Below are 25009 nucleotides of genomic sequence, written 5' to 3'. Positions count from 1 at the left end.
GTCCCTGCCCGCGCACGCCCGGCGTTAACGCCTGCGCAGCAGCCAGTAGAGACCCACGAAGGGCAGCACCAGCGGGACGAACAGGTAACCCTTGCCGTACGACGACCACACCGTGGCGTCGGGGAAAGCCGCCGGGTCGGCCACGCTCGCGGTGCCGATCAGCAGCACGCCGGCCAGCTCGATGACGAGCGCGCCGAGCGCGAGGCGGCGGGCGCCGCGCACGAGGGCGACGGTGAGCACGACGTAGACCAGCGCGGCGAAGGCCGACAGCGCGTAGGCCAGCGGCGCCTCGTCGAACCGGGTGGCGATCTGCACCGCCGCCCGCGCCCCGGCCGCCAGCGAGAACAGCCCGTAGACGGCGACCAGCGCGCGCCCGGGGCCGGTGCCGATCGGGGCGCTCACGCCACGCCCTGCCAGATCTGCAGCAGCCGCGCGTTCATCACCGCGATCGCGAACCCGGCCACGACCAGGATCGCCGTGCCCCACCGGCTGCGCTCGGCCAGCGCGAGGAACACCCCGGCGGGCGGGATGAGCACCTGACCGCCGATGTACCCGAACAGCGTGGCCTTCTCCGGCGGCCCCTCGCCGCCGCTCACCGCCGCGATCACGAACCCGGCCTGCACCAGAATGGCCACCTCCAGCACGGCGAAGCCGACCAGCAGGACCATGCCCATGGGCCGGTCGCGGACGGCGACGACCAGGCTCGCCAGCATGAGCAGCAGTGAGCCGACGATGACGATCGTGGCGACGGCGGTGTTCATCGGGACACAGGTTAGCGCCCGTGCAGGTCGCCCCCGCCGCCGTCCCGCTGGTGCCGATCGCGCTCATAGGATCGGGGACGTGCAGAGAATCCTCGTCAGCGCCTGCCTGATGGGCCGCCGGGTCCGCTACGACGGCGGCGCGAAGACCAGCGCCGACGCCCTGCTCGCGAGCTGGCGGGCGGAGGGCCGGCTGGTGGTCTTCTGCCCCGAGGTCGCGGGCGGGCTGCCCGTGCCGCGCCCGGCGGCCGAGATCGAGGGCGGCGCGGGCGGGGCGGCGGTGCTCTCCGGCGACGCCCGCGTGCTGGCGAGCGACGGCTCCGACGTGACGGCCGAGTTCGTGGCGGGGGCGCGGGCCGCGCTCGAGGCCGCCCGCTCCGCCGGGGCCCGGCTGGCCGTGCTCAAGGAGGGCAGTCCCTCGTGCGGGGCGCTGGCGATCCACGACGGCACGTTCGGCGGCCGTCGGGTGCCCGGCCAGGGGGTGACCACCGCCCTGCTCGAAGCGCACGGCGTCCGCGTGTTCACCGAGGACCAGCTGCCCGCGGCGGCCGATCACCTGCGCGATCTGGAGGCGTAGAAGGCCGCGGCCAGACCGGCGGCCAGCAGCACCGCCATCGTGTCGTGGAACCAGGTGCTCAGTGCCGTGGCCGCCGACGGGTGCAGGGCCAGCGCCAGGATGCCGATCAGCACGCCGCCCAGGGCGCCCGCGTGGGTGTGGACCAGGCCGTCCCAGGCCCACCGGCGGCGGGTCAGCGCGCCGTGGCCGCCGGCGAGCAGGCCCAGGGCGCACAACGTCTCCACCACCACCGCGGGCGGCACGACCGGCTGGGACAGCGGGCCGACCGTGACGCCCGCGTGCAGCAGCGCGGCCCCGGCGAAGATCAGCGCGTAGGCCAGGGAGAGCACGCCGAGGGCTCTGCGCAGTGCGTCCATGGGCTACACGCTCGCATCGCGGGGGGCCGGCGGAATCGTCCTCAGGGAGAAGGCCGCGGTACGCCGCCCGTCGTAGCCAGCATGCGGCGGACGATCCGGATCACCTCGTCGATGGTCACCTGGGCGTCCTCGTCGGACTCGCAGGCCGCCACCTCGCGCCCGGCCTCGCCCATCACCGTGGTCAGCAGCACCACCAGCACGTTGCCCTCCGGCGTGTCCGCCAGGCCGAGCAGCCGCTTGTTGCCGCCGATCCACTCCCAGCCGCGCTGCCTGCGCAGCGTCGTGAACTCGGCGGGGCCGTCGTTCTCCAGGAACAGCCTGGCCACGTCGCGCTGCTCCCACGAGCCCTCCAGATAGGCGCGGGCGCCGGCCAGGAACCGTTCCTCGCCGGCGCCGGCGGTCGCCTTGGCCGCGCGGGAGGTGCGTTCCTCCTGTTCGCGCATGAACTGCTCCCACAGGGCGAGGAACAGGCCCGGCTTGCCGCCGAAATGGTGGTACAGGCTGCCGACGCTGATGCCCGACGTCTCGACGATGTCGGCGACGGTGGCCTCGGCGTACCCCTTGGCCAGGAAGACCTCGCGGGCCGCGCGCAGCAGCGTGTCGCGGGTGCCGCTGGAACGTCCCCAGCCCCGGTTCTTCATCCGGTCATTATGTACGGTCCGCCGGGTTTGATCAGAAATCGAACTGACCTGATCAACGGAAACTTTCTCGCATTCCCGGGAGTCGTACAGATGCAGGGGGCCCGATTCATTTCGAAACGGGGAAAGGAATCGGCGACAATGACTGTCGACCTGAACAACGCACAACCCCTGGCCTGGGATTCGGCCAAGCTCGACGCGGACACCAAGGAGATGCTGGACAATCTCCAGCCCAACATTCTCCGCGCGCACGTGCGCGAGCACCTGTCCGTGCTGTTCGTCAGGTTCAACGACGTCGCCGCGGGAAAGGCGTTCCTGCGGCACATCGCCGTCACGAAGATGAAGTCCGCGCGCCGGCACCTTGAGGAGGTGCGCGAGTTCGGCGCGAACGGCCGGCGCGGCACGCCGTACGTCGGCATCGGCATCAGCAAGGCCGGCTACCGCGACCTCGGCCACTCCGTCGAGGACGTGCGCAGGTTCGGCGACAAGGCGTTCCGCGACGGCATGAAGCGGCGCGGCGCCGAGCTGAACGACCCGCCGGTGACGGAGTGGGAGCCCGCCTACCAGCGGGAGATCCACGCCGTCATCCTCATCGGCGACGCCCGCCGGGACCGGGTCGAGGAACTGCGCGAGGAGATCCTGGGCGAGCTGCCGGAAAGCGCGCGGCTGCTCGGCGAGGAGACCGGCCAGGGCATGCGCAACCCGGCCGGCGACGGCATCGAGCACTTCGGGTACGTGGACGGCCGCAGCCAGCCGCTGTTCGTGCGGGACGAGGTGGACAAGGAGCCGAAGGAGCACTGGGACCCCGCCTTCCCGCTCTCCAACATCCTGGTCGCCGACCCCTTCGCGCCGCACCCGGAGCGGCACTTCGGCAGCTACCTGGTCTTCAGGAAGCTGGAGCAGAACGTACGGGCGTTCAAGGAGATCGAGCAGGACCTGGCCGACGCCCTCGGCCTGCTCGGCGCCGACCGCGACCGCGCGGGCGCCATGCTCGTCGGCCGCTTCAAGGACGGCACCCCCGTCACGCTCAAGCAGAAGCCGGGCGGGGGCCCGGTGGCCAACGACTTCACCTTCGACGACGACCCGGGCTCGAAGTGCCCCTTCAGCGGGCACATCAGGAAGACCAACCCGCGGTCGTTCGGCCGTGAGGTGCTCATGGCCCGCCGGGGCCAGACCTACGGCGACCGCACCGACGACCCCTGGGACGACTCCCCGCCCGGCACCCGCCCGAGCGGCGAGGTCGGCCTGCTGTTCATGGCGTTCAACAGCAGCCTGCTCGCCCAGTTCGAGTTCACGCAGCAGAGCTGGGCGAACAACGAGGACTTCCTGAACCCGGCGACCGGCCACGACCCGCTCATCGGGCAGGGAGCCCGCCAGGCCAAGGTGAGCTGGCCGAAGGCGTGGGGCCGGGCCGAGCAGTCGGCCCCGCAGGCCCAGGTCGCCCAGACGATCACGATGAAGGGCGGCGAGTACTTCTTCGCGCCGTCCCTGGCCTATCTCCGCAACCTGTGACACCCCCGGGCCCGGCGGGAACCCCCCGCCGGGCCCGGCCGCCGCCGGGGCGGGTTCTAAGATCGGATCTCCGGGGGGAGATCTGACGATGTTGCGGGCGTTCTTCAAGACCGAGGCGGGCAGCACGAGCGTGCTGCTCGTGGCCACCGCACTGGCCATGGTCTGGGCCAACTCGCCGTGGGCCGGCACCTACGAGTCGTTCTGGCACCTGCCCATGGGCATCTCGTTCGGCGACGCGGTGTTCTCCCTCGACCTGCGCCACTGGGTCAACGACGGCCTGATGAGCGTGTTCTTCTTCCTGATCGGCCTGGAGGTCTCCTACGAGGTGCGGCTCGGGCAGCTCAGGGACCGGCGGCTGATCGCCGTCCCGGCCGTGGCGGCGCTCGGCGGCATGCTCGTGCCCGCCGGCGTCTACCTCGCGCTCAACCTCGGCGGCCCCGGCGCGGGCGGGTGGGGGGTGCCGATCGCCACCGACACCGCGTTCGTGCTGGGCGTGCTGGCCGTCGTCGGGGCGCGCTGTCCCGACCCGCTGCGGGCGTTCCTGCTGACGCTGGCCATCGTGGACGACGTGCTGGCCATCATGATCATCGCGATCTTCTACACGGCCAGCCTCCAGCTCACCGCGCTGGTCGTGGCCGTCGTGCTGCTGGCGGCGATCGTGCTGCTGCGCTGGCTGAAGATCTGGCGGGCGCCGGCCTACATCGCGCTCGGGTTCGGGTTGTGGGTCGCGACGCTGGAGAGCGGCATCCATCCGACGCTCGTGGGCATCGCGCTCGGCGTCCTCGTGTTCGTCTACGCCCCCAGCGACCAGAAGCTGCTGCTGGCGGGCGAGGCCGTCCAGGAGTTCACCACCGAGCCGAGCGCGCGGGCGGCCAGGGAGGCCTCGCGGCGCGTGCAGCGTGCCGTCTCGGTCAACGAACGGCTCCAGCTGCGCCTGCATCCCTGGAGCAGCTACGTGATCGTGCCGGTGTTCGCCCTGGCCAACGCCGGGGTGCGGCTCGACGGCGAGACCCTGCGGGCGGCGCTGACCTCGCCGATCTCCCTCGGCATCGCGCTGGGGCTGCTGCTCGGGAAGTTCGCCGGGATCTCGCTCGGCACGTGGCTGCCGCTGCGGTTCGGGTGGGGCATCCTGCCGGGGAACCTGGTGTGGGGGCAGCTGCTGGGCGGCGCGGCGGTGTCCGGCATCGGGTTCACGGTGGCGCTGTTCATCGTCGACCTGGCCTTCGACGACCCGGCGATCCAGAGCCAGGCCAAGATCGGCATCCTGGCCGGGTCGTTGTTGTCCGCCGCGCTGGGCTGGGTGGTCTTCCGGCTGGCCTGGGACCGGGGCGGCGTCTGCGCGCCGCCCGAGGCCGAGCCCGACGAGGAGCTGCCCGACGTGCTGTCCGTGCCGGTCGGCCCCGACGACCACGTACGGGGTCCGGCGACCGCGAAGGTGACCATCGTCGAGTACGGCGACTTCGAGTGCCCCTACTGCGGCCGCCTCCACCCCGTCCTGGACGAGATCCTGCGCCGGAACCCCGACGTCCGGCTGGTCTTCCGGCACTTCCCGATCCGGACGCTGCACCCGCGGGCCGCCTCCGCCGCCATCGTCTCCGAGGCCGCCGCCGACCGCGGCCGGTTCTGGGAGATGCACGACATCCTCTACGACAACCAGCGTTTCCTCACCGACGCCGACCTCGAACACTACGCCGCCGAACTCGACGTCGCCCCCTGGGCGGACGTGGCCGGGCACGCCTCCCGCATCGCGCTCGACGAGGCGTCGGGCAAGGAGAGCGGCGTGCGCGGCACCCCGACCCTGTTCCTCAACGGCCGCCGGCACAAGGGCGGCCTCGACCTGCAGTCGATCAACCGTGCGGTGGAAGAACTGCGCGGATCCCCGTAACGTCCCCCGAGTCCTCCCTTCTGGCTGGAGTCGCCCCCATGAGTTTCCTCAACATGCTCACGAACCTGCTCCCCGCCCTCGTCACCGCGCTGCTGCTGGTGGTGGGCATCGTCCTGATCGGGATGAACCGCCGGCACGTGGGCCGCGCGGCCACCCTCGGCATGTCGGGCTGCGGCCTGCTGCTGATCGGCACGCTGATCAACCTGGTGCTGAGCATCCTGACCCAGACGCTGATCGAGTCGTACGGCTCCAGCATGCTCGCCGCCCTGCCGTTCGCCTACCTCGTCTCCTCGCTCTTCCACCTGGCCGGCATCGGGCTGCTGATCTGGGCCGTCGTCGCGCGCCGCACCGCCCCCCGGCAGGAGCGGCCGCAGGGCCCCGGCTGGCAGCAGCCCCCGCAGCCGTACCACCAGCCCTACCAGCAGCCCGGCCCCCAGGGCGGCCCCCAGCCCGGCCCGCAGGGCGGTCCCCAGGGCGGCTGGCAGCCGCCGCAGCCGCCCTACGGGGGCGATCAGAGCGGTTACTGAGCCTTCCGACGTCTGGACCGCGTTTCACCGGCAAGTATGACAATGTCGATGAAACCCACCTCCAGAGCCGCGCCTGAGGGGATCATGAAGCGAGAGCCGCAGGATCCGGACCCGAACCGGACCGTCCGACATCGCGTCCCGCGCCCGGAGCACCCCCCGCAGGGTCCCCCGGAAGCGCCGTACACGCAGAGCCTGCCCTACACCCCCGACATGCTCCCCGACGTCCCCCTGTACGAGGCCACGCCGCCCCCGAAGTCGGCCTGGCGGTGGGTGGTCCTGGTGGGCGGGCTCCTGCTGCTGGTCGCGGTGCTGGCCGTGGCCACGGTCCTGTGGGTGCGCGGCCAGGCGTCCTGAGGCCGGGACGAAGCTCAGGACGCCCGGGTGAAGTCCATCGTCCAGTTGGTCTCCCACGTCCGGCCGTCGTCCGCCGAGAAGGCCTGCTCCCACCTGGCCCGGCGCTCGTCGACGACGGTCCAGACGAACCGGCAGCGCACCGGCCGGCCCTCGTGGGTCTCCTCGCCGTGGAACTCGCCCCGGTTCCCGGTGAAGGCGCCCACCATGGGCCGGGTGTCCAGCGTGCCGGTCGCGCTGCTGGCCCAGTAGATCGACCACTGCCGCGTGGCGGGGTGGTAGAGGCGCACGGTCATCCCGTACCGGCCCTTGGTGGGGAAGGCGATCTCGTCGAAGCTGGCCGCGCCGTCGAAGTGCCGGGTGGCGACCGAGCGGCCGGGGAACTCGTCCCATTCGTCGCTGCCGGTGAGCGGCTTGAGCAGCCTGCGGTTCACCACGTCCCACGTGCCGGCGAGGAAGTCGAAGTCGTTCATGCGGCGAACGTACGGCCGGGTCACTGACATGTAGTGTCAGTGACCGTGCGCGCCTCCCGCCTGGTCTCGATCCTGCTGCTGCTGCAGACGCGCGGCCGCATGACGGCCCACGACCTCGCCGAGCGCCTGGAGGTCTCCGTCCGGACCATCTACCGCGACATGGAGTCCCTGCACGCCGCCGGCATCCCGCTCTACGGCGACGCCGGGCCCAACGGCGGCTACCAGCTCCTCGACGGCTACCGCACCCGGCTCACCGGGCTGACCACCGACGAGGCCGAGTCGTTGTTCCTGGCCGGGCTGCCGGGCCCGGCGGCCGAGCTGGGCCTCGGCGCGGTGGTGACGGCCGCCCAGCTCAAGCTGATGGCCGCGCTGCCCGTCGAGCTGCGCGACCGCGCGGGCCGCATCCAGGAGCGGTTCCATCTCGACGCGCCCTCCTGGTACCGGGACGCCGAACCGGTCACGTACCTGCCGGCCGTGGCCGACGCCGTGTGGAACGAGCGGCCCGTCCAGGTCACCTACCGGCGGTGGAAGGCGCCGCAGGAGGTGGAACGGCGGCTGGAGCCGTACGGGCTGGTGGTCAAGGCGGGCCGCTGGTACCTGGTCGCGCGCTGCGGCGAGCACGTACGCACCTACCGCGTCTCCCAGATCCTCGACCTGCACGCGCTCCCTGAGACGTTCGCCAGGCCGGACGACTTCTCCCTGGCGGCGTACTGGCAGGGTTACCTGGCCGAGTTCGAGGCCAGGCTGCGGCGCGGCGAGGCGGTGGTGCGGCTGTCGCCGCGCGGCCTGGAACGCCTGCCCGACCTCATGACGCCCGGCGTCGCGGCGGCCGCCCGGGAGACCGCCGAGCCCCCGGACGCCGACGGCTGGACGCGGGTCACCCTGCCGATCGAGTCGCACGACCACGCGCTCGGCGAGTTCCTGCGGCTCGGCACCGACGTCGAGGTGCTGTCCCCGCCCGCGCTGCGCGAGGCCCTGGGCGCGACGGCGGCGGAGCTGGCCCGGCGCTACGCCTGACCCGGAAGCTTCACGCCTCCTCTCCCGCCCTCCGAGCGCCTGCCGGGGGGCACCGCTCCAGGGCCGGGCCTCCTCGGGGCTCGGCCCGCCGAGTTGATTCGCCGCGAAAAGCATGATCTGATCCCTGATCAGCGTCGCAGTGCACCCGGCCAGGAGACCGCCGCGGGCATGGAGGCGCCGTGACATCGGACACGACCATGAACGACTTCCCCGAGCCGGCCCGCCGTCTGGCGGCCTTCGGCAACCAGCTGATCGACGTGCACCTCCGGCTCCGCGAAGAGCTGGCCAGGCTGCGCGACACCGCCGGCCGCGGCGGCTCCCTGCGCGACCTGCGCACCCACTGCCTGACCTTCTGCTCGGCGATCACCACCCACCACACCGGCGAGGACGCCACGGCCTTCCCGGTGCTCGCCGCCGAGTTCCCCGAACTGCGGCCCGTCCTGGAGGAACTGCGCCGGGACCACGAGCAGGTGGCCGCCATCCTGCGCGACCTGGAAACCCTGCTGAGCGCCGACGCACCGGGCCCCCGTGACGTGCGCACCGAGCTGGACGGCCTGTCGGCCCTGCTGGAATCGCACTTCGTCTACGAGGAGAAGCGGATCGTCGCCGCCCTCAACGCCCTGCCCGCCACGACGTGGAGCGCTCCGGCGTTCCTGGACTGACGGGCGGCCGAGCCTGACCGCTCGAACCAGGGAAACAATCTGTGTGGAGCTATGGGGATTCGAACCCCAGACCTCCTCCATGCCATGGAGGCGCGCTACCAACTGCGCCATAGCCCCTGGTCACCGCTGCGGGATCACCCGTTGCGGCGCTCCGAGAGCATATAGCCATCCGCGCCCTTTCGCCTAATCGCCCGGCCGCCGTCCGCCCTGCGCCCGTGCCACCAGGACGGCGAGCCCGTCGAGCTGCCTGCGGAGCCCGAACTCGAAGACGGAGTCCAGGTCCAGATCCACCCCGGGATCCGTGACCACCCTCGCCAGAGTCGGGAAGGCGCCGGAGGCGAACAACTCCGCCATCTCCCCTTCGTGCTCGCTCAGCCAGTCGTCCTCGGTCACCCCGGTCTCGGTACGCGCCTGCAGCTCCGCCTCCAGGGTCACGGCGGTGCCCCGGACGAAGTTCACCAGGGACACGACGGCGTGCAGCATGGCGCCGGCGTCGAGCCCGATCCCGTCCAGGGCCCGCAGCAGCCGTTCGGTGGACGCCATGCCGTTGCGCACGAGCTGCGGCCGGCTCAGCGAGACCGCCTGCGCCAGCCACGGATGCCGCAGGTGCACCCGCCACAGCTGCCGCAGCTCCAGCTCCAGCCGGGCCCGCCAGCCACGCGGCGGCTGCCCGGCGGGCGGCTCCTCGCCGTAGACCGCGTCGATCATGAGCCGGACGAGCTCGTCCTTGCCCGCCACATGCCGGTACAGGGACATGGCCGAGGCGTCGAGCTCGGCGGCCAGGCGGCGCATCGACACCGCGGCCAGCCCCTCCCGGTCGGCGACCCTGATCGCCTCGCGCACGACGCGCCGCGCGGTGAGGTCCTGCGCCGCCCGCCGCACGGGCCCGGCGACGACGGTCCCGACCCCGGGCACGGCCCGCGTGAGCCCTTCCTCGCGCAACCTGCCGAGGGCCCTGGTCGCGGTGGCCATCGCCACGCCCCACTCCCGGATGATCTGCCGGGTCGAGGGCACTTTGTCCCCCGGCGCCAGCTCGCCGGCGTCGATGCGGTCGCGCAGCTCCTCCGCGATCCGCAGATACACGGGCCGATCCACGGCCACCCCTTCCGCAGCACTAGTGCACCGGGCTCGCCGCACCCGCCGGACCCTCCGCGCCGCACTAGTGCGCCGGGCGACCCTCTTGCCTGCCGACAAACCCGAACCTACGGTACGCGTACGTCGTACATGGCGCACTACCCAGGGAGGCAACCGTGCAGACCGTCCTCATCTCCGGCGGCGGCGTCGCCGGGCTCACGCTCGCCCACTGGCTGGCCCGCCACGGGTTCCGGCCGACCGTCGTCGAACGCGCCCCCGCCCTGCGCACCGGCGGCCAGGCCGTCGACTTCCGCGGCGCCCCGCAGCTGGAGGTCCTGAAGCGCATGGACGTGCTGGACCCGATCAGGGCGGCCCAGACCGGCATGGGCGACATCGCCATCGTCGACGGCGGCGGCAGACGGCTGGCCAGGCTGCCGTCGGAGGTGTTCAGCGGCGACGTGGAGATCCTGCGCGGCGACCTGACCCGCATCCTGAACGAGGCCGCCCCCGCCGAACGCCTCCTCGGCGACTCGATCACCTCCCTGACCGAACACCCCGACGGCGTGCACGTGACCTTCGAAAAGGCCGCACCCCGCACGTTCGACCTGGTCGTCGGCGCGGACGGCATCCGCAGCAAGGTACGCGAGCTGGCCTTCCCGGCCGCTCCCCTGCGCCATCTCGGCTTCTACGGCGCCGTCTTCTCCGTCCCCGGCACGTACGGGCTGGACCACGACGGCCTGATGCACAACGTGCCGGGCCGCTGCGCCACCATCGTCCGGACGAACGGCCGGACCAGGGCCTCGCTCGACTTCGCCACGCCCCCGCTCGACGTCGGCCACCGCGACCAGGCGGCGCAGCGGGCCCTGGTGGCGCGGGCGTTCCGGGGAGTGGGCTGGCAGGTCCCGTCCCTGCTGGCGGCCATGGACAGTGCCGAGGACTTCTACTTCTGGCAGGCCGCCCAGGTCGTGCTGCCCCGGTGGTCGTCCGGCCGGGTGGCGCTGGTCGGCGACGCCGGGTACGCCCCCGGCCCCGGCGGCATGGGCACGGGGCTCGGGATGATCGGCGCGTACGTGCTGGCCGCCGAGCTGGCCATGGCCCCCGACGACCACAACGCCGCCTTCGACGCCTACGAGCGGCGGATGAGACCGTACGTCGAGGTGTGCCAGAAGCAGGCCGAGGGGGCCGACAAATACCTCGTACCGGGCACGCGGGCGCGGATCCGGCTGCGGAACCAGATGATGCGCATGCTGCCGTACCTGCCGGGCAAGGGCATGGTCAAGCGGATGACGGACAAGGCCGCGAGCGCCGTCACGCTGCCGGACCTTCCCGGGCAGGGCGCTCGCCGCCCCGCGCAGCCGGCCTGAGCCGACCGTCCTGAGCCGGTCGGCTACGCCTGCGCGTCAGGACGGTCGTCGCTGCTGATGGGCTCGGGCAGGGTGCCCGCGTTGTGTTCGAGCAGCCGCCAGCCCTGGCGGCCCTCCTGCAGCACCGACCAGGAGCAGTTGCCCAGCCCGCCCAGCGCCGGCCACAGCTCCTCGGGCAGGCCGAGCAGCTCGCAGATGCCGAGCCGCAGCGCGGCGCCGTGCGAGGCGACGACCAGGAGCCCGTCGTCGTCGAGCTTGGCCGCCCACTTGCGCATGGAGGCAGCCACCCGGGTCGCGACCTCCGAGACGGGCTCGCCGTCGGGGGCCTCCCAGGCGACGTACTCCTCGGGCCAGCGCGCGGCGATCTCGTCGCGCGTCAGCCCCTCCCACTGACCGCCGCCGCGTTCGCGGAAGTCCTTGTCGACGGTGACGTCGAGCCCCACGAGCCTGCCGAGCGCCAGGGCCGTGTCATGGGCGCGCTGGAGGTCGGAGGAGACGATGAGGGTGGGCCGCAGCGAGGCCAGCAGCGAGGCGGCCCTGGCCGCCTGCGCGACGCCGGTCTCGTCGAGCGGGATGTCGGAGTGGCCCTGGAAGCGGTGCTCCACGTTCCACAGGGTCTGTCCGTGGCGGAGGCAGACGATCCGCCTGCTCAACTGCGGGCCCGCTGCATGTTGGCGAGCATGACGCTCTCCGGCAGGCCGATCGCCGGGCAGTCCTTCCACAGGCGCTCGAGCGCGTAGAACGTGCGGTCTTCCTCATGCTGGACGTGCACGACGATGTCGATGTAGTCGAGCAGCACCCAGCGGCCCTCGCGCTCGCCCTCGCGGCGCACGGGCTTGGCGTCGGCCTCGGTGCGCAGCCGGTCTTCGATCTCGTCGACGATGGCGCGGACCTGGCGGTCGTTGGTGGCGGAGCAGAGCAGGAAGGCGTCGGTGATGACGAGCTGCTCGCTCACGTCGTAGGCGAGGATGTCATCGGCCAGCTTGTCGGCCGCGGCCTCGGCGGCGATCTGGACGAGCTGAACGGATCTGTCGGATGCGGTCACGATGCGGGTCTGTCCTCCTGTGTCGGCAGCATGCCCATGTATCGAGGGTACCCTTCCAGGCCGAAACCCCTCACCCACGGCGCGGAGAGCTTCAGCCTTCCCCGTGATACAGCCCTCGTTTGTTGATGTACTGCACGATCCCGTCCGGCACCAGATACCAGATCGGCTCCCCCTTGGCCACCCGCTGACGGCACTCCGACGACGAGATGGCCAGCGCGGGGATCTCCAGCAGGGTCACCCTGCCCTCGGGCAGCCCGGGGTCGTGCAACGTGTGCCCGGGGCGGGTGCAGCCCACGAAGTGCGCCAGCTCGAACAGCTCCTCGGCGTCCTGCCAGCCCAGGATCGCGCCGAGCGCGTCGGCGCCGGTGATGAAGAACAGGTCCACCTGCGGGCCGTAGACGTTGGAGATGTCCCGCAGCGTGTCGATGGTGAAGGTGGGGCCGGGGCGGTCGACGTCCACCCTGCTCACGGAGAAGCGGGGGTTGGAGGCCGTGGCGATGACCGTCATCAGATAGCGGTCCTCGGGCGCCGACACCTCGCGTCCGGACTTCTGGTACGGCCGCCCGGTCGGCACGAACACGACCTCGTCGAGGTCGAAGTGATGGGCGACCTCGCTTGCTGCGACCAGGTGGCCGTGGTGGATGGGATCGAAGGTCCCGCCCATCACACCCACCCGCCGCTTCCCCTGGACACCAGGCGCGTTCATCATGTGTCGGACCCTACGCGGACGCGGTACCCGAACATGACGGCACCCCCCTTGGTGATGTCCGCGCATCGCATCCGTTGCGGACGTAGCATGCCGGGCATGACGACCACCCCGGACCGCAACCGCGTCCAACTGCCCGGCATCTCGTCCCGAGCCTACGAACACCCCGCAGACCGGTCCGCCCTGGTCGCTCTGCGTAAGTTGAGTGGGTTCGACACGGTTCTCAAGCAGATGTCCGGTCTTGTGAGTGAGCGCCGCCTTCGCCTGATGTACCTGGCGTCGTCCGTGCGCGTCAGCGAGACCCAGTTCCGCTCCCTGTACGACATGGGGCGCGACGCGGCCTACATCCTCGACCTGCACCGCATCCCGGAGATCTACGTCCAGCAGGACCCGCACGTCCAGGCCAAGGCCATCGGCTTCGACGACCCGTTCATCGTCGTCACCACCGGCCTGCTCAACCTCATGGACGAGGAGGAGCAGCGCTTCGTCATCGGCCACGAGACCTCGCACATCCTGTCGGGTCACGCGGTCTACCGGACGATGCTCGACATCCTCACCCGCCTGGCCACCCGCGTCGCCTGGATCCCGCTCGGCTACATCGGGTTGCGCGCGATCGTCGCGGGCCTGGAGGAGTGGTACCGCAAGTCGGAGCTCTCCTCCGACCGCGGCGGCCTGCTGACCGCCCAGAACCCCGATTCGGCCAAGCGCGCCCTGATGAAGCTCGCCGGCGGCGCCTACACCCACGAGATGAACATCGAGGCGTTCCTGGCGCAGTACCAGGAGTACGACACCGCGGGCGACCTGCGCGACGGCTTCCTCAAGGTGCTCAACCTGCTCGGCACCACCCACCCGTTCGCCGTGGTGCGCGTCGCCGAGCTCGACAAGTGGCAGCGCAGCGGCGAGTACGACCGCATCATCGGCGGCGACTACCCGCGCCGGGAGGACGACGCCAACGCCCGCGTCACCGACGAGATCAAGGCCGCGGCCGAGTCCTACCGCGCCTCCTGGTCCCAGTCGCAGGACCCGTTCATCGGCGTGCTGCGCGACGTGGCCGAAGGGGCGGTCAACGCGGGCGAGCGCATCTTCAACCGCTTCTCGCGCCGCGACGGCGGCCAGGGCTGACCGGCCGGCCGTCCTCGCCGCCTACAGCAGGAGGGCGATCGCGCGCACGGCGGCCGCGCACAGGGCGACGAACCCGCCCAGCACGGCCAGTGCGCGCAGCCCTTCCCTGCGCAACTCCGGCAGCTTGCCGCCGATCCGCTCGATCTCGCGCCCGGTGATACCGCCGCACAACATGCCGAACACCACCGCCGCGACCGTCACGGGCGCCGGCTGCTGCCACCAGTCGGAGTCGATCTGACCGCCGCCGGTCACCCAGAGCGCACCGCCCGACGCCACCGCGACGGGCACTCCCGGCCACACCACGGCGGTCGCCGCCGCCCCGGTCAGCGCGAACGGGAACAGCAACACGCGCAGCGCGATCCGCATGCGACGCGCGCTGCGCTTCCTGACCAGCCAATGACTCATCCAGAGCGTCCTGGTCAGCACCACGAACGCCGTCGTGATGGCGATCGAGGCGATCGGCCAGATCACCGACGTCACCACGCACGGCACCGCCAGCACCGCGAGCAGCAGCAGAGCCGTGTTGCCCGCGGGCAGCGTGGTCGGCGCCTCGCCCCTGAGCCTGGCCCGCCGGCCGTCCTGTGACCTGCTCCGCACGGCCGCCGTCGCCCGCGCGCGCGGGCCCGTCTTGGGGTCGGCGCCGGTCCTGGTCCGGGGCGTGGCGGCCTTGCCGTCGGTGTTCGTCCTGCTCCGCGGCGGCGGAACCGCGCCGTCGGCCCTGACCCGCGTCCCGTCGGCGCCGGCCCTGGCCCGCGTTCCCTCCGTGCCGGTGCGGGTCCGCGTTCCTTCTGTGCCGGTGCGGGGGCGGGCGCCCTCCGTGCCGGTCCTGGCGCGGGCGGCCTCCGTTCCCGGCCTCGGGCGAGGGCCGGAGGCCGGTCCGTCGGCGCCCGTCCTGGTGCGCGCTCCGGGGGTCGCGCCGTCCGTGCCCGTCCTGGTGCGCGCGGCCGAGGCGGCGCCGTCGGCCCGGCTCCGCGCGGCGGGCGGTTCCGTACGGTTGCGCGCCGTGGGCGGTTCCGTCCGGTTCCTGGGGACGGGGGTCTTCCCGTCCACGCCGGTACGCGTACGCGGCACGGGCGTCTTCCCGTCCGCGCCCGTACGGCCGCGCGGCACGGGCGTCTTGCCCTCCGTGCCGGCCCGGCCGCGGGGCGCGGGGACCTCGGCAGTCGCGCCGTTCGCCCGGCTTCGTGCGCTCTCGCCCCTGGACGCCTCCTCGGCGGCCGCGGGCGCGTCGCCGTCGGGCCCGTTGGTGGCCTTGGCCAGCCGGGACAGCCGGTCGGCCAGCAACGCCGCGGTGGGCCGCTTGCCGGGCTCCCGGTTGAGCGCGGCCCGCACCAGCGGCAGCAGCGCCACCGGCACGCCCTTGAGGTCGGCCTGCCCGTTCAGCACCGCGTACATCTGCGCCTCGGCCGTGCCGCGCCCGAACGTGGGCCGCCCGGTCGCCGCGAACGCCACCGTCGCGGCCCAGGCGTGCACGTCGGCGGGCGAGTCGACCTGCTCGTCGGCGAAGATCTCCGGCGCGGTGTAGCCCGGCGTACCGAGGAACGTGCCCGTCATGGTGAGCCGGGTCGCGTCGAGCACCTGCGCGATGCCGAAGTCGATGAGGACCGGCCCCTCGGTGCCCATGATGATGTTGCCCGGCTTCAGGTCGCGGTGCACGACCCCGGCCGCGTGGATGATGGCCAGCGCCGCGGCGATGCCCTGCGCCATGTGCACGAGCTGGCCCAGGTCGAGCGGCCCGCTCTGGCGTACGCGCTCCAGCAGCGTGACGCCCTCGATGTGCTCCATGACCAGGTAGGGCCGGGCACAGCTCAGGTCGGCGTCGAGCACCTTGGCCACGTAGGGGCTCTCGACCCTGCGCAGCGCGCGCACCTCGCGCTCCAGCCTGACCCGGGACATCTCGTCCTCGGCCAGGTCGTGGAGGACCTTGAGTGCGACCTGCTCGCCACGGCGGGTGGTGGCGAGGTAGACCTCGCCCATGCCGCCTCGGCCGAGCCGCTCGACCAGGCTGTACGGCCCGACCTTGCCGAGCTTGCTCACCGTCCCTCCCCGCCCGGCGCGCCCATAAGGGACACAACCCTAGCGCTGGGACGACAGTTGACGCCCGCGGCGCGCCGGAGCCGTTGAACCTTTATCGGGGTGAACGGTCGGAGAGCATGCTGTCGAGCTCGGCCGTGGGTTCCTCGGCCAGGGGCTTGCGACCCTTCCTGCGCCAGTTGACGTGACCGCGGCTCTCCAGCCAGAGCAGCAGACGGTCGGCGCCGAACAGCACCGCGGCAGAGAAGACAAGGGCGACGACAATTTCCATGACACCCAGTCAACCCAGGCCGCGGGCCGCCGGTCAGCCCGACACGCCGACTAACCGCAAGCCGGTCCGGGCACCACGGTGCCTTCTGACGTGCGCAGATGCCCTTCTCCCGTATAGATCCACTTGGTGGAGGTCAGCTCCGGCAGGCCCATCGGGCCACGCGCGTGCAGCTTCTGCGTGGAGATGCCGATCTCCGCGCCGAACCCGAACTCGCCGCCGTCGGTGAACCTGGTCGAGGCGTTCACCGCCACGGCCGCGGAGTCCACGAGCGAGACGAAGCGGCGGGCGGCCGGCTGCGACCGGGTGACGATCGCGTCGGTGTGCCCGGAGCCGTAGCGCCGGATGTGGGCCACGGCCTCCTCCAGCGAGCCGACGACGGCGGCGGCGATGTCGAGCGACAGGTATTCGGCGGCGAAGTCGTCGTCGGTGGCCGGCACGACCTCGCCGTAACCGGCGATGCGCTCGTCGCCGTGAACCGTCACCCCGGCCTCGGCCAGCGCCCGCAGCGCCCTCGGCACGAACGCGTCGGCGACCCCCTCGTGGACGAGGAACGTCTCGGCCGCGTTGCACACCGACGGCCGCTGCGCCTTGGAGTTGACCAGGATCTGCACGGCCAGGTCGAGATCGGCCTCCGCGTCGACGTAGACGTGGCAGTTGCCGACGCCGGTCTCGATCACCGGGACCGTGGACTCCTCGACCACCGAGTTGATCAGCGCCGCGCCGCCGCGCGGGATCAGCACGTCGACCAGCCCGCGGGCGCGCATCAGCTCCTTGACCGACTCCCGCGTCGTACCGGGCACGAGCTGCACCGCCCCGGCCGGCACCTGCGTGCCCGCGAGCGCGTCCTGCATGATCCGCACCAGCGCCGTGTTGGACGAGTAGGCGCTCGACGAGCCTCTGAGCAGCACCGCGTTGCCGCTCTTGAGGCAGAGCGCGGCGGCGTCGACCGTGACGTTGGGACGCCCCTCGTAGATGATGCCGATCACGCCCAGCGGCACCCTGAGCTGCCGCAGCTCCAGCCCGTTGGGCAGCGTACTGCCCCGGACGACCTCACCGACCGGGTCGGGCAGGTCGGCCACCTGCCGCACGGCCTCGGCGATGGCCTCGATCCTGGACTCGTCGAGCCGCAGCCGGTCGATCATCGCCTCGGACGTGCCCTGGGCGCGCGCCCGCTCGACGTCTTCGGCGTTGGCCTCGACGATCTCGGCCGCGTGCGCGACCAGGGCGTCGGCGATCACCCGCAACGCCCGGTCCTTGGGCGCCCGCGGCAGCGGGGCCAGCTCGGCGGCGGCCTCTCGTGCCGCGCGGGCGACCTTCAGGAACTCCTCGGACATCGCGTGCTCCTCACTGGTGACGGGTTTCCAGTATGACGATGTCGTCGCGGTGGATCAGCTCGCGTTCATATTCCGGACCGAGCGCGCTGGCCAGCTCCTTCGTGGAGCGGCCGAGCAGCCCCGGGATCTCCACGGCGTCGAAGTTGACCAGGCCGCGCGCCACCACGCCGCCCTGCGGCCCGCACAGGTCGACGGGGTCGCCCGCGGCGAACTCGCCCTCCACGGACGTCACGCCGGCGGGCAGCAGCGACTTGCGCCGGCCCACGATCGCCTCGACCGCCCCCTGGTCGAGGTGCAGCCGACCGCGCCCGGTGGTGGCGTGGGCGAGCCACAGCAGCCGTGTGCCGGGGTGACGGCCGCCAGGGTGGAAGTAGGTGCCGATGTCGGCCCCGGTGAGCGCCTGGGCGGCGTGGGCGGCGGCGGTGAGCACGACCGGCACGCCCGCGCCCGTCGCGATCCTGGCCGCCTGAACCTTGGTCACCATGCCGCCGGTGCCGACCGCCGCGCCGTTCCTGCCCAGCTCGACGCCGACCAGGTCCTCGGGGCCGCGCACCTCGGCCAGCCGGCGCGAGCCGGCCCGGCTCGGTGGGCCGTCGTAGAGGGCGTCGACGTCGGACAGCAGCACCAGCGCGTCGGCGTGGATCAGGTGGGAGACCAGCGCGGCGAGCCGGTCGTTGTCGCCGAACCTGATCTCGTCGGTCGCGACCGTGTCGTTCTCGTTGACGATCGGCACGATGCCCAGCTCCAGCAGCCGGGCCAGAGTGCGCTGAGCGTTGGCGTGGTGGGCGCGGCGCATCATGTCGTCGGCGGTCAGCAGCACCTGGCCGACGCGCAGGCCGTAGCGGGCGAAGGACGAGGTGTAGCGCGCGACCAGCACCCCCTGGCCGACGGAGGCCGCCGCCTGCTGGGTGGCCAGGTCGCGTGGCCGCGCCGACAACCCCAGCGGGCCGAGACCCGCCGCGATCGCTCCCGACGACACCAGCACGATCTGCGCCCCGGCACGCCGCCGCGCCGCCAGGACGTCGACCAGGGCGTCGACCCGGTCGACGTCGATCATGCCCTGGGGGGTGGTGAGCGAGGAGGAGCCGACCTTGACGACGACCCTCGACGCTGAGCTGATCTGTTCCCGCACGCCTGACAGCCTATCCGCGCCCCGCCCCCACCCCCGTCCCCCGTTCACCCCCCGCAGAACCGCAACAGAACGGCGACAGCCCGCGCGCGACGCCCGCCTCCAGAACCTGCACCCCGAGAAGCCTCAACGGCCCCCTGCGGCCCCCTGTGGAACCGCAGCGCCCCCGACGCGCGACCGCCACCGCAAGTCTTGCCCTCATGGAACGGCGGCGATCCCACCCCACAGGACCACCACCGGCCGCTTCACCCCCGTGGAACCACAACGGGCCCGCCGGCGGCCCCGTTCGCGACGCCCCCGCCGACTGGGTTCACCCCATGGGACGGTCACCAGCCGACAGTCACCTCGAATGAGGGTCACCCCCGTAGGACCGTCACCAGCCGGCGGTCACCTCGAATGAGGGTCACCTCAAACGACGGTCACCAGCCGGCGGCCACGCCATACGGCAGACATGCCATACGGCAGTCACGCCATACGACAGTCACGCCACACGGCAGTCACGCCACACGGCAGTCACGCCAAGTCGACCGTCACCCCCGGCAGCCGTCAGCCCAGGCGGTTGTCCGAGCCGCGCGGCCCCTGACGCACCGACTCGGCGCTGAGCGTCGGCTGCCAGTCGAAGACGTACCCGCCCTCCATCGGCCCGATGACCACCTCGGCCCCCGCCTTGGCGCCCGCCTTGACCAGCTCCTCCTCCACGCCGAGCCGTTCGAGCCGGTCGGCCAGGTACCCGACGGCCTCGTCGTTGCTGAAGTCGGTCTGCCGGATCCACCGCTCCGGCTTCTCCCCGGTGACCTGGAACAGGTTCTCGTTCACCCGCCGCACCTTGAACCCGGCCTCACCGAGCTGCTTGGGCCTGATCACCAGTCGGGTCGGCTCCTCGACCGGCTTGTTGGCCCTGGCCGCCGCCACCCACTCGCCCATCGCGTACGTGAGCTCCCGCAACCCGTCGTGCGTGGCCGCCGAGATGACGAAGACCTGCAGCCCCCGCTCCTCGAACTCGGCCCTGACCAGGTCGGCCAGCTCCCGCGCGTCGGGCACGTCGGCCTTGTTCAGCACGATCATCCGCGGCCGGTCCTCGAGCTTCCCGTACGCCCGCAGCTCGGCCTCGATCACCTCGTAGTCGGTGACGGGGTCGCGCCCCGGCTCCATGGTCGCGCAGTCGATGACGTGCACGAGCATGTCGCAGCGCTCGACATGGCGCAGGAACTCGTGCCCGAGCCCCTTGCCCTGCGAGGCACCCGGGATCAGCCCGGGCACGTCGGCGACCGTGAACACGTTCTCGCCGGCCGTCACGACGCCCAGGTTCGGGATGAGGGTGGTGAACGGATAGTCCGCGATCTTCGGCTTGGCCGCGCTCAGCGCCGCGATCAGCGACGACTTGCCGGCGCTGGGGAACCCGACCAGCGCCACGTCGGCGACGCTCTTGAGCTCCAGCATGACGTCGAGCCCGTCACCGGGCTCCCCCAGCAGCGCGAACCCGGGCGCCTTCCGCCGGGACGTGGCCAGCGCGGCGTTCCCGAGCCCGCCGTGACCGCCCTGCGCGATCACGTACCGGGTGCCGGCCCCCACCAGGTCCACCAGCACCTCACCCGTGTTGGCGTCCTTCACCACGGTCCCGTTCGGGACGGCGAGGATCACGTCGTCACCGTTGGCGCCGTCGCGGTTGGAGCCCTGCCCCTGCTTGCCGTTGTCGGCCTTGCGGTGGGGACGGCGGTGGTAGTCCAGCAGGGTCGCGGTGTTGGGATCGACCTCGAGGATCACGTCGCCGCCACGGCCGCCGTTCCCCCCGTCGGGGCCGCCGAGCGGCTTGAACTTCTCCCGGTGGATGGAGGCGCACCCGTTCCCTCCGTCACCGGCCTTGACGTGCAGGACCACCTGGTCCACGAAGTCCGGCATCCAGCTCTCCTCCATCAAGCCCACCAGGGCATACAAGATCAATCACAACATGGCGCCCCCGCAGGGCCCCCAGAAAACGCCTAAGGGGTGGATCGACAGGCGATCCACCCCTTGAAGCAACACCGAAGCGAAGCTGATTACTCCGCGACGGGAACGATGCTGACGGCGCGACGACCGCGCTTGACGCCGAACTGCACGTGGCCGGCGGCCAGCGCGAACAGCGTGTCATCGCCACCGCGGCCGACGTTGTCGCCGGGGTGGAAGTGGGTGCCGCGCTGACGAACGATGATCTCGCCCGCGTTCACCAGCTGGCCGCCGAAGCGCTTGACGCCCAGGCGCTGAGCGTTGGAGTCACGGCCGTTCCGGGTGGACGACGCGCCCTTCTTGTGTGCCATCTCTCAAACTCCCGATCAGGCCTGGTCGATACCGGTGATCTTCACCTGGGTGTACCGCTGACGGTGACCCTGGCGCTTCTTGTAACCGGTCTTGTTCTTGTACTTGAGAATGCGGATCTTCGGGCCCTTGGTCTCGCCGAGGATCTCGGCGCTGACCGTGAACTTGCCGGCCTCGGTGGTCACATCGCCGTCGTTGACGACGAGCACCGTCGGCAGCGTAACCGAAGAGCCGACCTCGCCGGCGACCTTGTCCACCTCGAGGACGTCACCGACGGAGACCTTCTGCTGCCTGCCGCCGCAACGAACGATCGCGTACACCGCGGAACCCTTCTACTGACTCGCTGTTGCCCTCAGCCGCCCCGCATCGAGGCGGCCGCCGAATGCTGCGCCTATCATTCGGCCTGTCTCAAACCGACGAACCGAGTAAGCGCGCCAACAGGGCACGTCACCTGACGCACCGATTCACCAGGGTACCGCTTAACGGTGCCCTAGGCGAACCGGACGGATCGTCGGAAGCCTGCCGAGGCTACTCGGCGGACTTGGCTCGGCGGGAGCGTCGCCGCCCTCTGCCGGAAGTCTGGCTGGCCTGGTCGTCCTCAGCCGGGACGTCATCAAGCGCACCGGTCACGGTATCACGGCTGGCGGAGTCCTTGGCCGCGGAAACCTTGTCCGAGACCGCCTTCTCGATCGCCATCTTGCCCTGCGTGCCGCGCGGCTCCGGCTTCGTCTCCACCGGCTCGGTCGAGACGATCAGCCCGCGCCCGTTGCAGCACTCGCAGGCCGTCGAGAACGCCTCCAGCAGCCCCTGACCGACCCGCTTACGCGTCATCTGCACCAGGCCCAGGGAGGTCACCTCGGCGACCTGGTGCTTGGTCCTGTCGCGCGCCAGGCACTCCAGCAGCCGCCGCAGCACCAGGTCGCGGTTGGACTCCAGCACCATGTCGATGAAGTCGATGACGATGATGCCGCCGATGTCCCGCAGCCGCAGCTGGCGCACGATCTCCTCGGCCGCCTCCAGGTTGTTCCTGGTGACGGTCTCCTCGAGGTTGCCGCCCTGCCCGGTGAACTTGCCGGTGTTGACGTCGACGACGGTCATCGCCTCGGTACGGTCGATCACCAGCGAGCCGCCGCTCGGCAGCCACACCTTGCGCTCCAGCGCCTTGCCCAGCTGCTCGTCGATCCGGTACGACTCGAACACGTCACCCTGCCCGGTGTCCCAGCGCGACAGGCGCTCGGCCAGGTGCGGCGCAACGTACTTGACGTAGTCGTCGACGGTGTCCCAGGCGTCGTCGCCCTGCACGACCAGCGAGGTGAAGTCCTCGTTGAACACGTCGCGGACGACCCGGATGGTCAGGTCGGGCTCGGCCGACAGCAGCTCGGGCGGGCTGGCCGACTTGGCCTTCTTCTGGATGTTCTCCCACTGGGCCGACAGCCGGGCCACGTCGCGGGCCAGCTCGTCCTCGGAGGCGCCCTCGGCCGCGGTGCGGACGATCACACCGGCGTTCTCCGGCATGACCTTCTTCAGGATGCTCTTGAGCCGGGTGCGCTCCTTGTCGGGCAGCTTGCGGCTGATGCCGGTCATCGACCCGTCCGGGACGTACACCAGGTAACGGCCGGGCAGGCTGATCTGCGAGGTGAGCCGGGCGCCCTTGTGGCCGATCGGGTCCTTGGTGACCTGCACCAGCACCGACTGGCCGGACTTCAGCGCCGACTCGATGCGCTTGGGCTGGCCCTCCAGCCCGGCGGTGTCGAAGTTCACCTCACCGGCGTACAGGACGGCGTTGCGGCCCTTGCCGATGTCCACGAACGCGGCCTCCATCGACGGCAGCACGTTCTGGACCTTGCCCAGGTAGACGTTGCCGACGTAGGACTGGCTGGCCTCGCGGTTGACGTAGTGCTCGACGAGCACGCCGTCCTCCAGGACCGCGATCTGCGTACGGTCGCCCTGACGGCGCACCACCATCATGCGGTCGACGGACTCACGGCGGGCCAGGAACTCCGACTCCGTGATGATCGGCGGACGCCTGCGGCCGAGCTCGCGCCCCTCGCGGCGACGCTGCTTCTTGGCCTCCAGGCGGGTCGAGCCGCGCACGCTCTGCACACCGTCGGTGGCCGTCTCCAGGGAGGCGGCACGGCCGGAGCGCGGCGCGCGGATGCGCACCACGGTGTTCGGCGGGTCGTCGGTGGAGGGCTCCAGGGTCTCCTCGGTGCCGCGACGGCGACGACGGCGACGGCGGCGCGAGCCGGCGGCCTCTTCCTCCTGGGCCTCCTCGCCCTGGTCCTCGCCTTCCTCCTCGTCGCCTTCCTCGCCTTCCTCCTCGTCACGCTCGCGGGCCTTGCCGCGGCCCCGGCCGCCACGACGGCGCCGGCGACGGCGACCGCCGCCCTCCTCCTCCTGCTCGTCGGAGGTGTCGATGTCACCCTCGTCCTCGACGACGGTCTCGTCGACCAGCTCCTCGATCTCCTCGGGCTCCGGCTCGGGCTCGGGCCGCCGGATCACGGCGGGCTTGCCCTGGGTGGGGTCGGGGGCCTGGAACAGCGGCGCGAAGATGGCCGCCGGACGCTGGAACGCCGTGCCCGGCTCGTCGTGCCTGCGCGCGCTCAGCCCGAAGGGGTCGGCGAGCAGGCTCGGCCGGTCGACGTCCTCGTCGAGGTCCTCGCCGGCGGGCTCGTCGTCGAGCGGCTCGTCCTCGGGCAGGATCTCCAGGATGTCCTCGTCGGCCGCCTCGGCGGCCTCGGGCACGGTGACGGCCACCTCGACGTCGGAGGGCGTCGCGACGACCTCGACGTCGGCGCCCGCCGGCGCCTCGACGACGACCTCTTCGGCCTTCTTCCGCGTACGCCGCCGCTTGGGCGCCTCGGCCTCCTCCTCCGGGAGCGCTCCCGCGACCTCCGGCTCGGCCTTCTTCGTCGTACGGCGGCGCGTCGTGGTCGCGGTGGACCGCGTGCGCGTGGCCCTCTTGGGCTTCTCCTCGGGAACGTCGGCGGCTTCCACCACGGCGTCGGCCACGACGGCCTCGACCACACCGGCCACCTCGCCGGCACCGGTCGGGCCACCCGCGTACGCGGGGCTCTCGGCCTCCGGCGCACCCGGACTCTGCACCACCGGCGCCACGACCGGCTCGGCCGCACCGGCCACCTGCCCGGCGGCCTCCCGCCGCTCGACGACCGGCGCCACGACGGGCTCCACAGCGGGCTCCACGACAGGCTCTGCCGACGTGCCGGCCTGCGAGGCGGCAGGGCTCTCAGCCTGCTGCGGCGCCGGCCCCTCAGGCACGACGGCCCCGGCCGCACCGGCCCCGGCCACGGACTGCTCAGGCACACCGGCCCCGGCCGCGACACCCTCAGGCGCGGCACCACCAGGCGCGCCAGCGCCGGTCACGGCACCCTCAGGCGCGCCGGCCGCAGCGGAGGCGCCCTGTGGCGCACCGGCTCCAGCCACGGCGCTCTCGGGCGCGCCGGGCTGTGCCTGAACGCCCTCCGGGCCACCCTCGGCGGCTCCGGCCGGGCCTGCCGGCGCTTCGGGCGCCGCCGCGCGGGCCCGGGTTCTCCGGCCACGCCCGGCGTCAGGCGCGGGCTCTCCGGCAGCACGCTGCACGGCGTTGGTCTGCACCGGTTGCACGTCGGCAACCGACGGCGCGGTCTGGGCGGCCGCGACGGTGATCGGGGCGGTGGCGGCCGGCTCCTCCGGCAGCTCCGGCGGGGGACCCGCCGGGCGGCTCGCGGAGCGGCGACGCCTGGTCACCTTGGGCTGTTCAGTTGTCTCCCCGTCAGGGCCAGTGGCCCCGGCGTTGGGCTCGTTGTCGAGCATGCGGGCGCTCTCCCGTCAGCTCCCGGGCGCGTCGCCGCGCCGCGCAGGAGCCCTCGTGTCTCGTTGTCC

General features: G+C 72.1%; 26 protein-coding genes and 1 tRNA gene. 9 read left to right on the top strand and 18 right to left on the bottom strand.

Annotated features, from left to right (window positions below):
* Nucleotides 1–24 precede the first annotated feature (24 nt).
* Nucleotides 25–402 carry a hypothetical protein gene (locus ACFYYW_RS27500; RefSeq protein WP_352328541.1) on the bottom strand — a complete coding sequence of 126 codons (378 nt, stop codon included), beginning with the start codon at nt 400–402 and terminating at the stop codon, nt 25–27.
* The gene (locus tag ACFYYW_RS27495) at nt 399–761 is read right to left on the bottom strand and encodes a hypothetical protein (protein ID WP_387652623.1); all 363 of its coding nucleotides are present in this window, start codon (nt 759–761) and stop codon (nt 399–401) included. Before ACFYYW_RS27495 ends, ACFYYW_RS27500 begins: the two co-directional genes overlap by 4 nt.
* A 79-nt stretch (nt 762–840) precedes the next feature.
* Here ACFYYW_RS27495 and ACFYYW_RS27490 point away from each other — a divergent pair, with 79 nt between their 5' ends.
* Nucleotides 841–1335: a DUF523 domain-containing protein gene (locus ACFYYW_RS27490; protein ID WP_352328537.1), complete on the top strand. Its 495-nt coding sequence runs from the start codon at nt 841–843 to the stop codon at nt 1333–1335.
* Here ACFYYW_RS27490 and ACFYYW_RS27485 read toward each other — a convergent pair.
* Together ACFYYW_RS27485 and ACFYYW_RS27480 are read right to left on the bottom strand one after the other, a co-directional pair.
* The gene (locus tag ACFYYW_RS27485) at nt 1311–1691 is read right to left on the bottom strand and encodes a hypothetical protein (RefSeq protein WP_352328535.1); all 381 of its coding nucleotides are present in this window, start codon (nt 1689–1691) and stop codon (nt 1311–1313) included. The genes ACFYYW_RS27490 and ACFYYW_RS27485 overlap by 25 nt on opposite strands.
* Before the next feature lie 41 nt (nt 1692–1732).
* Complete coding sequence (locus ACFYYW_RS27480) at nt 1733–2332, bottom strand: TetR/AcrR family transcriptional regulator (protein WP_364415685.1); 600 nt, start codon at nt 2330–2332, stop codon at nt 1733–1735.
* Nucleotides 2333–2470: 138 nt separating this feature from the next.
* On the opposite strand from ACFYYW_RS27480, the gene ACFYYW_RS27475 reads away from it, so the two are divergent.
* The 4 genes from ACFYYW_RS27475 (at nt 2471) to ACFYYW_RS27460 (ending at nt 6607) form a co-directional block, all read left to right on the top strand.
* On the top strand, nt 2471–3841 hold the full coding sequence (locus ACFYYW_RS27475) for a Dyp-type peroxidase (protein WP_387652620.1): 1371 nt from the start codon (nt 2471–2473) through the stop codon (nt 3839–3841).
* An 88-nt stretch (nt 3842–3929) separates the two neighbouring features.
* On the top strand, nt 3930–5726 hold the full coding sequence (gene nhaA, locus ACFYYW_RS27470; protein WP_387652618.1) for a Na+/H+ antiporter NhaA: 1797 nt from the start codon (nt 3930–3932) through the stop codon (nt 5724–5726).
* 38 nt (nt 5727–5764) lie between these two features.
* Nucleotides 5765–6253, top strand: coding sequence for a hypothetical protein (locus ACFYYW_RS27465; RefSeq protein ID WP_387652616.1), 489 nt, complete (start codon nt 5765–5767; stop codon nt 6251–6253).
* A gap of 210 nt (nt 6254–6463) precedes the next feature.
* Nucleotides 6464–6607: a hypothetical protein gene (locus tag ACFYYW_RS27460; protein WP_352325632.1), complete on the top strand. Its 144-nt coding sequence runs from the start codon at nt 6464–6466 to the stop codon at nt 6605–6607.
* A gap of 14 nt (nt 6608–6621) precedes the next feature.
* Here ACFYYW_RS27460 and ACFYYW_RS27455 read toward each other — a convergent pair whose 3' ends face one another.
* Nucleotides 6622–7077 carry a hypothetical protein gene (locus ACFYYW_RS27455; RefSeq protein ID WP_387652614.1) on the bottom strand — a complete coding sequence of 152 codons (456 nt, stop codon included), beginning with the start codon at nt 7075–7077 and terminating at the stop codon, nt 6622–6624.
* Between the two features lie 45 nt (nt 7078–7122).
* On the opposite strand from ACFYYW_RS27455, the gene ACFYYW_RS27450 reads away from it, so the two are divergent.
* On the top strand, nt 7123–8094 hold the full coding sequence (locus ACFYYW_RS27450) for a YafY family protein (protein ID WP_352325634.1): 972 nt from the start codon (nt 7123–7125) through the stop codon (nt 8092–8094).
* 179 nt (nt 8095–8273) lie between these two features.
* Complete coding sequence (locus ACFYYW_RS27445) at nt 8274–8756, top strand: hemerythrin domain-containing protein (RefSeq protein ID WP_352325636.1); 483 nt, start codon at nt 8274–8276, stop codon at nt 8754–8756.
* 44 nt (nt 8757–8800) lie between these two features.
* On the opposite strand, the gene ACFYYW_RS27440 is transcribed toward ACFYYW_RS27445, so the two are convergent.
* Together ACFYYW_RS27440 and ACFYYW_RS27435 are read right to left on the bottom strand one after the other, a co-directional pair.
* Nucleotides 8801–8873, bottom strand: a tRNA-Ala gene (locus tag ACFYYW_RS27440).
* Between the two features lie 66 nt (nt 8874–8939).
* Nucleotides 8940–9851, bottom strand: a complete 912-nt coding sequence (locus ACFYYW_RS27435; RefSeq protein ID WP_387652612.1) for a TetR/AcrR family transcriptional regulator C-terminal domain-containing protein — start codon at nt 9849–9851, stop codon at nt 8940–8942.
* 155 nt (nt 9852–10006) lie between these two features.
* Here ACFYYW_RS27435 and ACFYYW_RS27430 point away from each other — a divergent pair, with 155 nt between their 5' ends.
* Nucleotides 10007–11194: an FAD-dependent monooxygenase gene (locus ACFYYW_RS27430; RefSeq protein WP_387652610.1), complete on the top strand. Its 1188-nt coding sequence runs from the start codon at nt 10007–10009 to the stop codon at nt 11192–11194.
* 23 nt (nt 11195–11217) lie between these two features.
* Here ACFYYW_RS27430 and ACFYYW_RS27425 read toward each other — a convergent pair whose 3' ends face one another.
* The 3 genes from ACFYYW_RS27425 to nadD form a co-directional block, all read right to left on the bottom strand.
* Nucleotides 11218–11847 (bottom strand): histidine phosphatase family protein, encoded by a 630-nt coding sequence (locus tag ACFYYW_RS27425; protein WP_352325640.1) that lies wholly within the window; start codon nt 11845–11847, stop codon nt 11218–11220.
* Nucleotides 11844–12239, bottom strand: coding sequence for a ribosome silencing factor (gene rsfS / locus ACFYYW_RS27420; protein ID WP_125639389.1), 396 nt, complete (start codon nt 12237–12239; stop codon nt 11844–11846). Before rsfS ends, ACFYYW_RS27425 begins: the two co-directional genes overlap by 4 nt.
* Nucleotides 12240–12330: 91 nt before the next feature.
* On the bottom strand, nt 12331–12948 hold the full coding sequence (nadD, locus tag ACFYYW_RS27415) for a nicotinate-nucleotide adenylyltransferase (RefSeq protein WP_352325641.1): 618 nt from the start codon (nt 12946–12948) through the stop codon (nt 12331–12333).
* A gap of 87 nt (nt 12949–13035) precedes the next feature.
* Here nadD and ACFYYW_RS27410 point away from each other — a divergent pair, with 87 nt between their 5' ends.
* On the top strand, nt 13036–14067 hold the full coding sequence (locus ACFYYW_RS27410; RefSeq protein WP_352325643.1) for a M48 family metallopeptidase: 1032 nt from the start codon (nt 13036–13038) through the stop codon (nt 14065–14067).
* A 21-nt stretch (nt 14068–14088) separates the two neighbouring features.
* Here ACFYYW_RS27410 and ACFYYW_RS27405 read toward each other — a convergent pair whose 3' ends face one another.
* The 8 genes from ACFYYW_RS27405 to ACFYYW_RS27370 form a co-directional block, all read right to left on the bottom strand.
* Nucleotides 14089–16104 (bottom strand): protein kinase, encoded by a 2016-nt coding sequence (locus tag ACFYYW_RS27405; protein ID WP_387652606.1) that lies wholly within the window; start codon nt 16102–16104, stop codon nt 14089–14091.
* Nucleotides 16105–16195: 91 nt separating this feature from the next.
* Nucleotides 16196–16372, bottom strand: coding sequence for a hypothetical protein (locus ACFYYW_RS27400; protein WP_352325645.1), 177 nt, complete (start codon nt 16370–16372; stop codon nt 16196–16198).
* A gap of 50 nt (nt 16373–16422) precedes the next feature.
* The gene (locus tag ACFYYW_RS27395; protein ID WP_387652604.1) at nt 16423–17706 is read right to left on the bottom strand and encodes a glutamate-5-semialdehyde dehydrogenase; all 1284 of its coding nucleotides are present in this window, start codon (nt 17704–17706) and stop codon (nt 16423–16425) included.
* Between the two features lie 10 nt (nt 17707–17716).
* Nucleotides 17717–18838: a glutamate 5-kinase gene (proB, locus tag ACFYYW_RS27390; protein ID WP_387652602.1), complete on the bottom strand. Its 1122-nt coding sequence runs from the start codon at nt 18836–18838 to the stop codon at nt 17717–17719.
* A gap of 543 nt (nt 18839–19381) precedes the next feature.
* Complete coding sequence (gene obgE / locus ACFYYW_RS27385; protein WP_352325647.1) at nt 19382–20734, bottom strand: GTPase ObgE; 1353 nt, start codon at nt 20732–20734, stop codon at nt 19382–19384.
* 137 nt (nt 20735–20871) lie between these two features.
* Nucleotides 20872–21129, bottom strand: a complete 258-nt coding sequence (gene rpmA / locus ACFYYW_RS27380; protein ID WP_012893687.1) for a 50S ribosomal protein L27 — start codon at nt 21127–21129, stop codon at nt 20872–20874.
* A gap of 15 nt (nt 21130–21144) precedes the next feature.
* On the bottom strand, nt 21145–21447 hold the full coding sequence (rplU, locus tag ACFYYW_RS27375; protein ID WP_055506260.1) for a 50S ribosomal protein L21: 303 nt from the start codon (nt 21445–21447) through the stop codon (nt 21145–21147).
* A gap of 208 nt (nt 21448–21655) precedes the next feature.
* Nucleotides 21656–24319: an Rne/Rng family ribonuclease gene (locus ACFYYW_RS27370; RefSeq protein ID WP_387652599.1), complete on the bottom strand. Its 2664-nt coding sequence runs from the start codon at nt 24317–24319 to the stop codon at nt 21656–21658.
* Nucleotides 24320–25009: the final 690 nt, after the last annotated feature.

The organism is Nonomuraea sp. NPDC001831 (assembly GCF_042892035.1).
Classification (GTDB): domain Bacteria; phylum Actinomycetota; class Actinomycetes; order Streptosporangiales; family Streptosporangiaceae; genus Nonomuraea.
The sequence above is the reverse complement of the archived record's forward strand: the minus strand, read 5'-3'. Positions and strand labels throughout refer to the sequence as shown.

What these genes read in the sequence shown, in the direction of transcription:
- ACFYYW_RS27495 (WP_387652623.1), bottom strand. Translation starts at nt 761, where the DNA reads ATGAACACCGCCGTCGCCACGATCGTCATCGTCGGCTCACTGCTGCTC.
- ACFYYW_RS27485 (WP_352328535.1), bottom strand. Translation starts at nt 1,691, where the DNA reads ATGGACGCACTGCGCAGAGCCCTCGGCGTGCTCTCCCTGGCCTACGCG.
- ACFYYW_RS27480 (WP_364415685.1), bottom strand. Translation starts at nt 2,332, where the DNA reads ATGAAGAACCGGGGCTGGGGACGTTCCAGCGGCACCCGCGACACGCTG.
- ACFYYW_RS27475 (WP_387652620.1), top strand. Translation starts at nt 2,471, where the DNA reads ATGACTGTCGACCTGAACAACGCACAACCCCTGGCCTGGGATTCGGCC.
- nhaA (WP_387652618.1), top strand. Translation starts at nt 3,930, where the DNA reads ATGTTGCGGGCGTTCTTCAAGACCGAGGCGGGCAGCACGAGCGTGCTG.
- ACFYYW_RS27465 (WP_387652616.1), top strand. Translation starts at nt 5,765, where the DNA reads ATGAGTTTCCTCAACATGCTCACGAACCTGCTCCCCGCCCTCGTCACC.
- ACFYYW_RS27460 (WP_352325632.1), top strand. Translation starts at nt 6,464, where the DNA reads ATGCTCCCCGACGTCCCCCTGTACGAGGCCACGCCGCCCCCGAAGTCG.
- ACFYYW_RS27455 (WP_387652614.1), bottom strand. Translation starts at nt 7,077, where the DNA reads ATGAACGACTTCGACTTCCTCGCCGGCACGTGGGACGTGGTGAACCGC.
- nadD (WP_352325641.1), bottom strand. Translation starts at nt 12,948, where the DNA reads ATGATGAACGCGCCTGGTGTCCAGGGGAAGCGGCGGGTGGGTGTGATG.
- ACFYYW_RS27410 (WP_352325643.1), top strand. Translation starts at nt 13,036, where the DNA reads ATGCCGGGCATGACGACCACCCCGGACCGCAACCGCGTCCAACTGCCC.
- ACFYYW_RS27400 (WP_352325645.1), bottom strand. Translation starts at nt 16,372, where the DNA reads ATGGAAATTGTCGTCGCCCTTGTCTTCTCTGCCGCGGTGCTGTTCGGC.
- ACFYYW_RS27395 (WP_387652604.1), bottom strand. Translation starts at nt 17,706, where the DNA reads ATGTCCGAGGAGTTCCTGAAGGTCGCCCGCGCGGCACGAGAGGCCGCC.
- obgE (WP_352325647.1), bottom strand. Translation starts at nt 20,734, where the DNA reads ATGCCGGACTTCGTGGACCAGGTGGTCCTGCACGTCAAGGCCGGTGAC.
- rpmA (WP_012893687.1), bottom strand. Translation starts at nt 21,129, where the DNA reads ATGGCACACAAGAAGGGCGCGTCGTCCACCCGGAACGGCCGTGACTCC.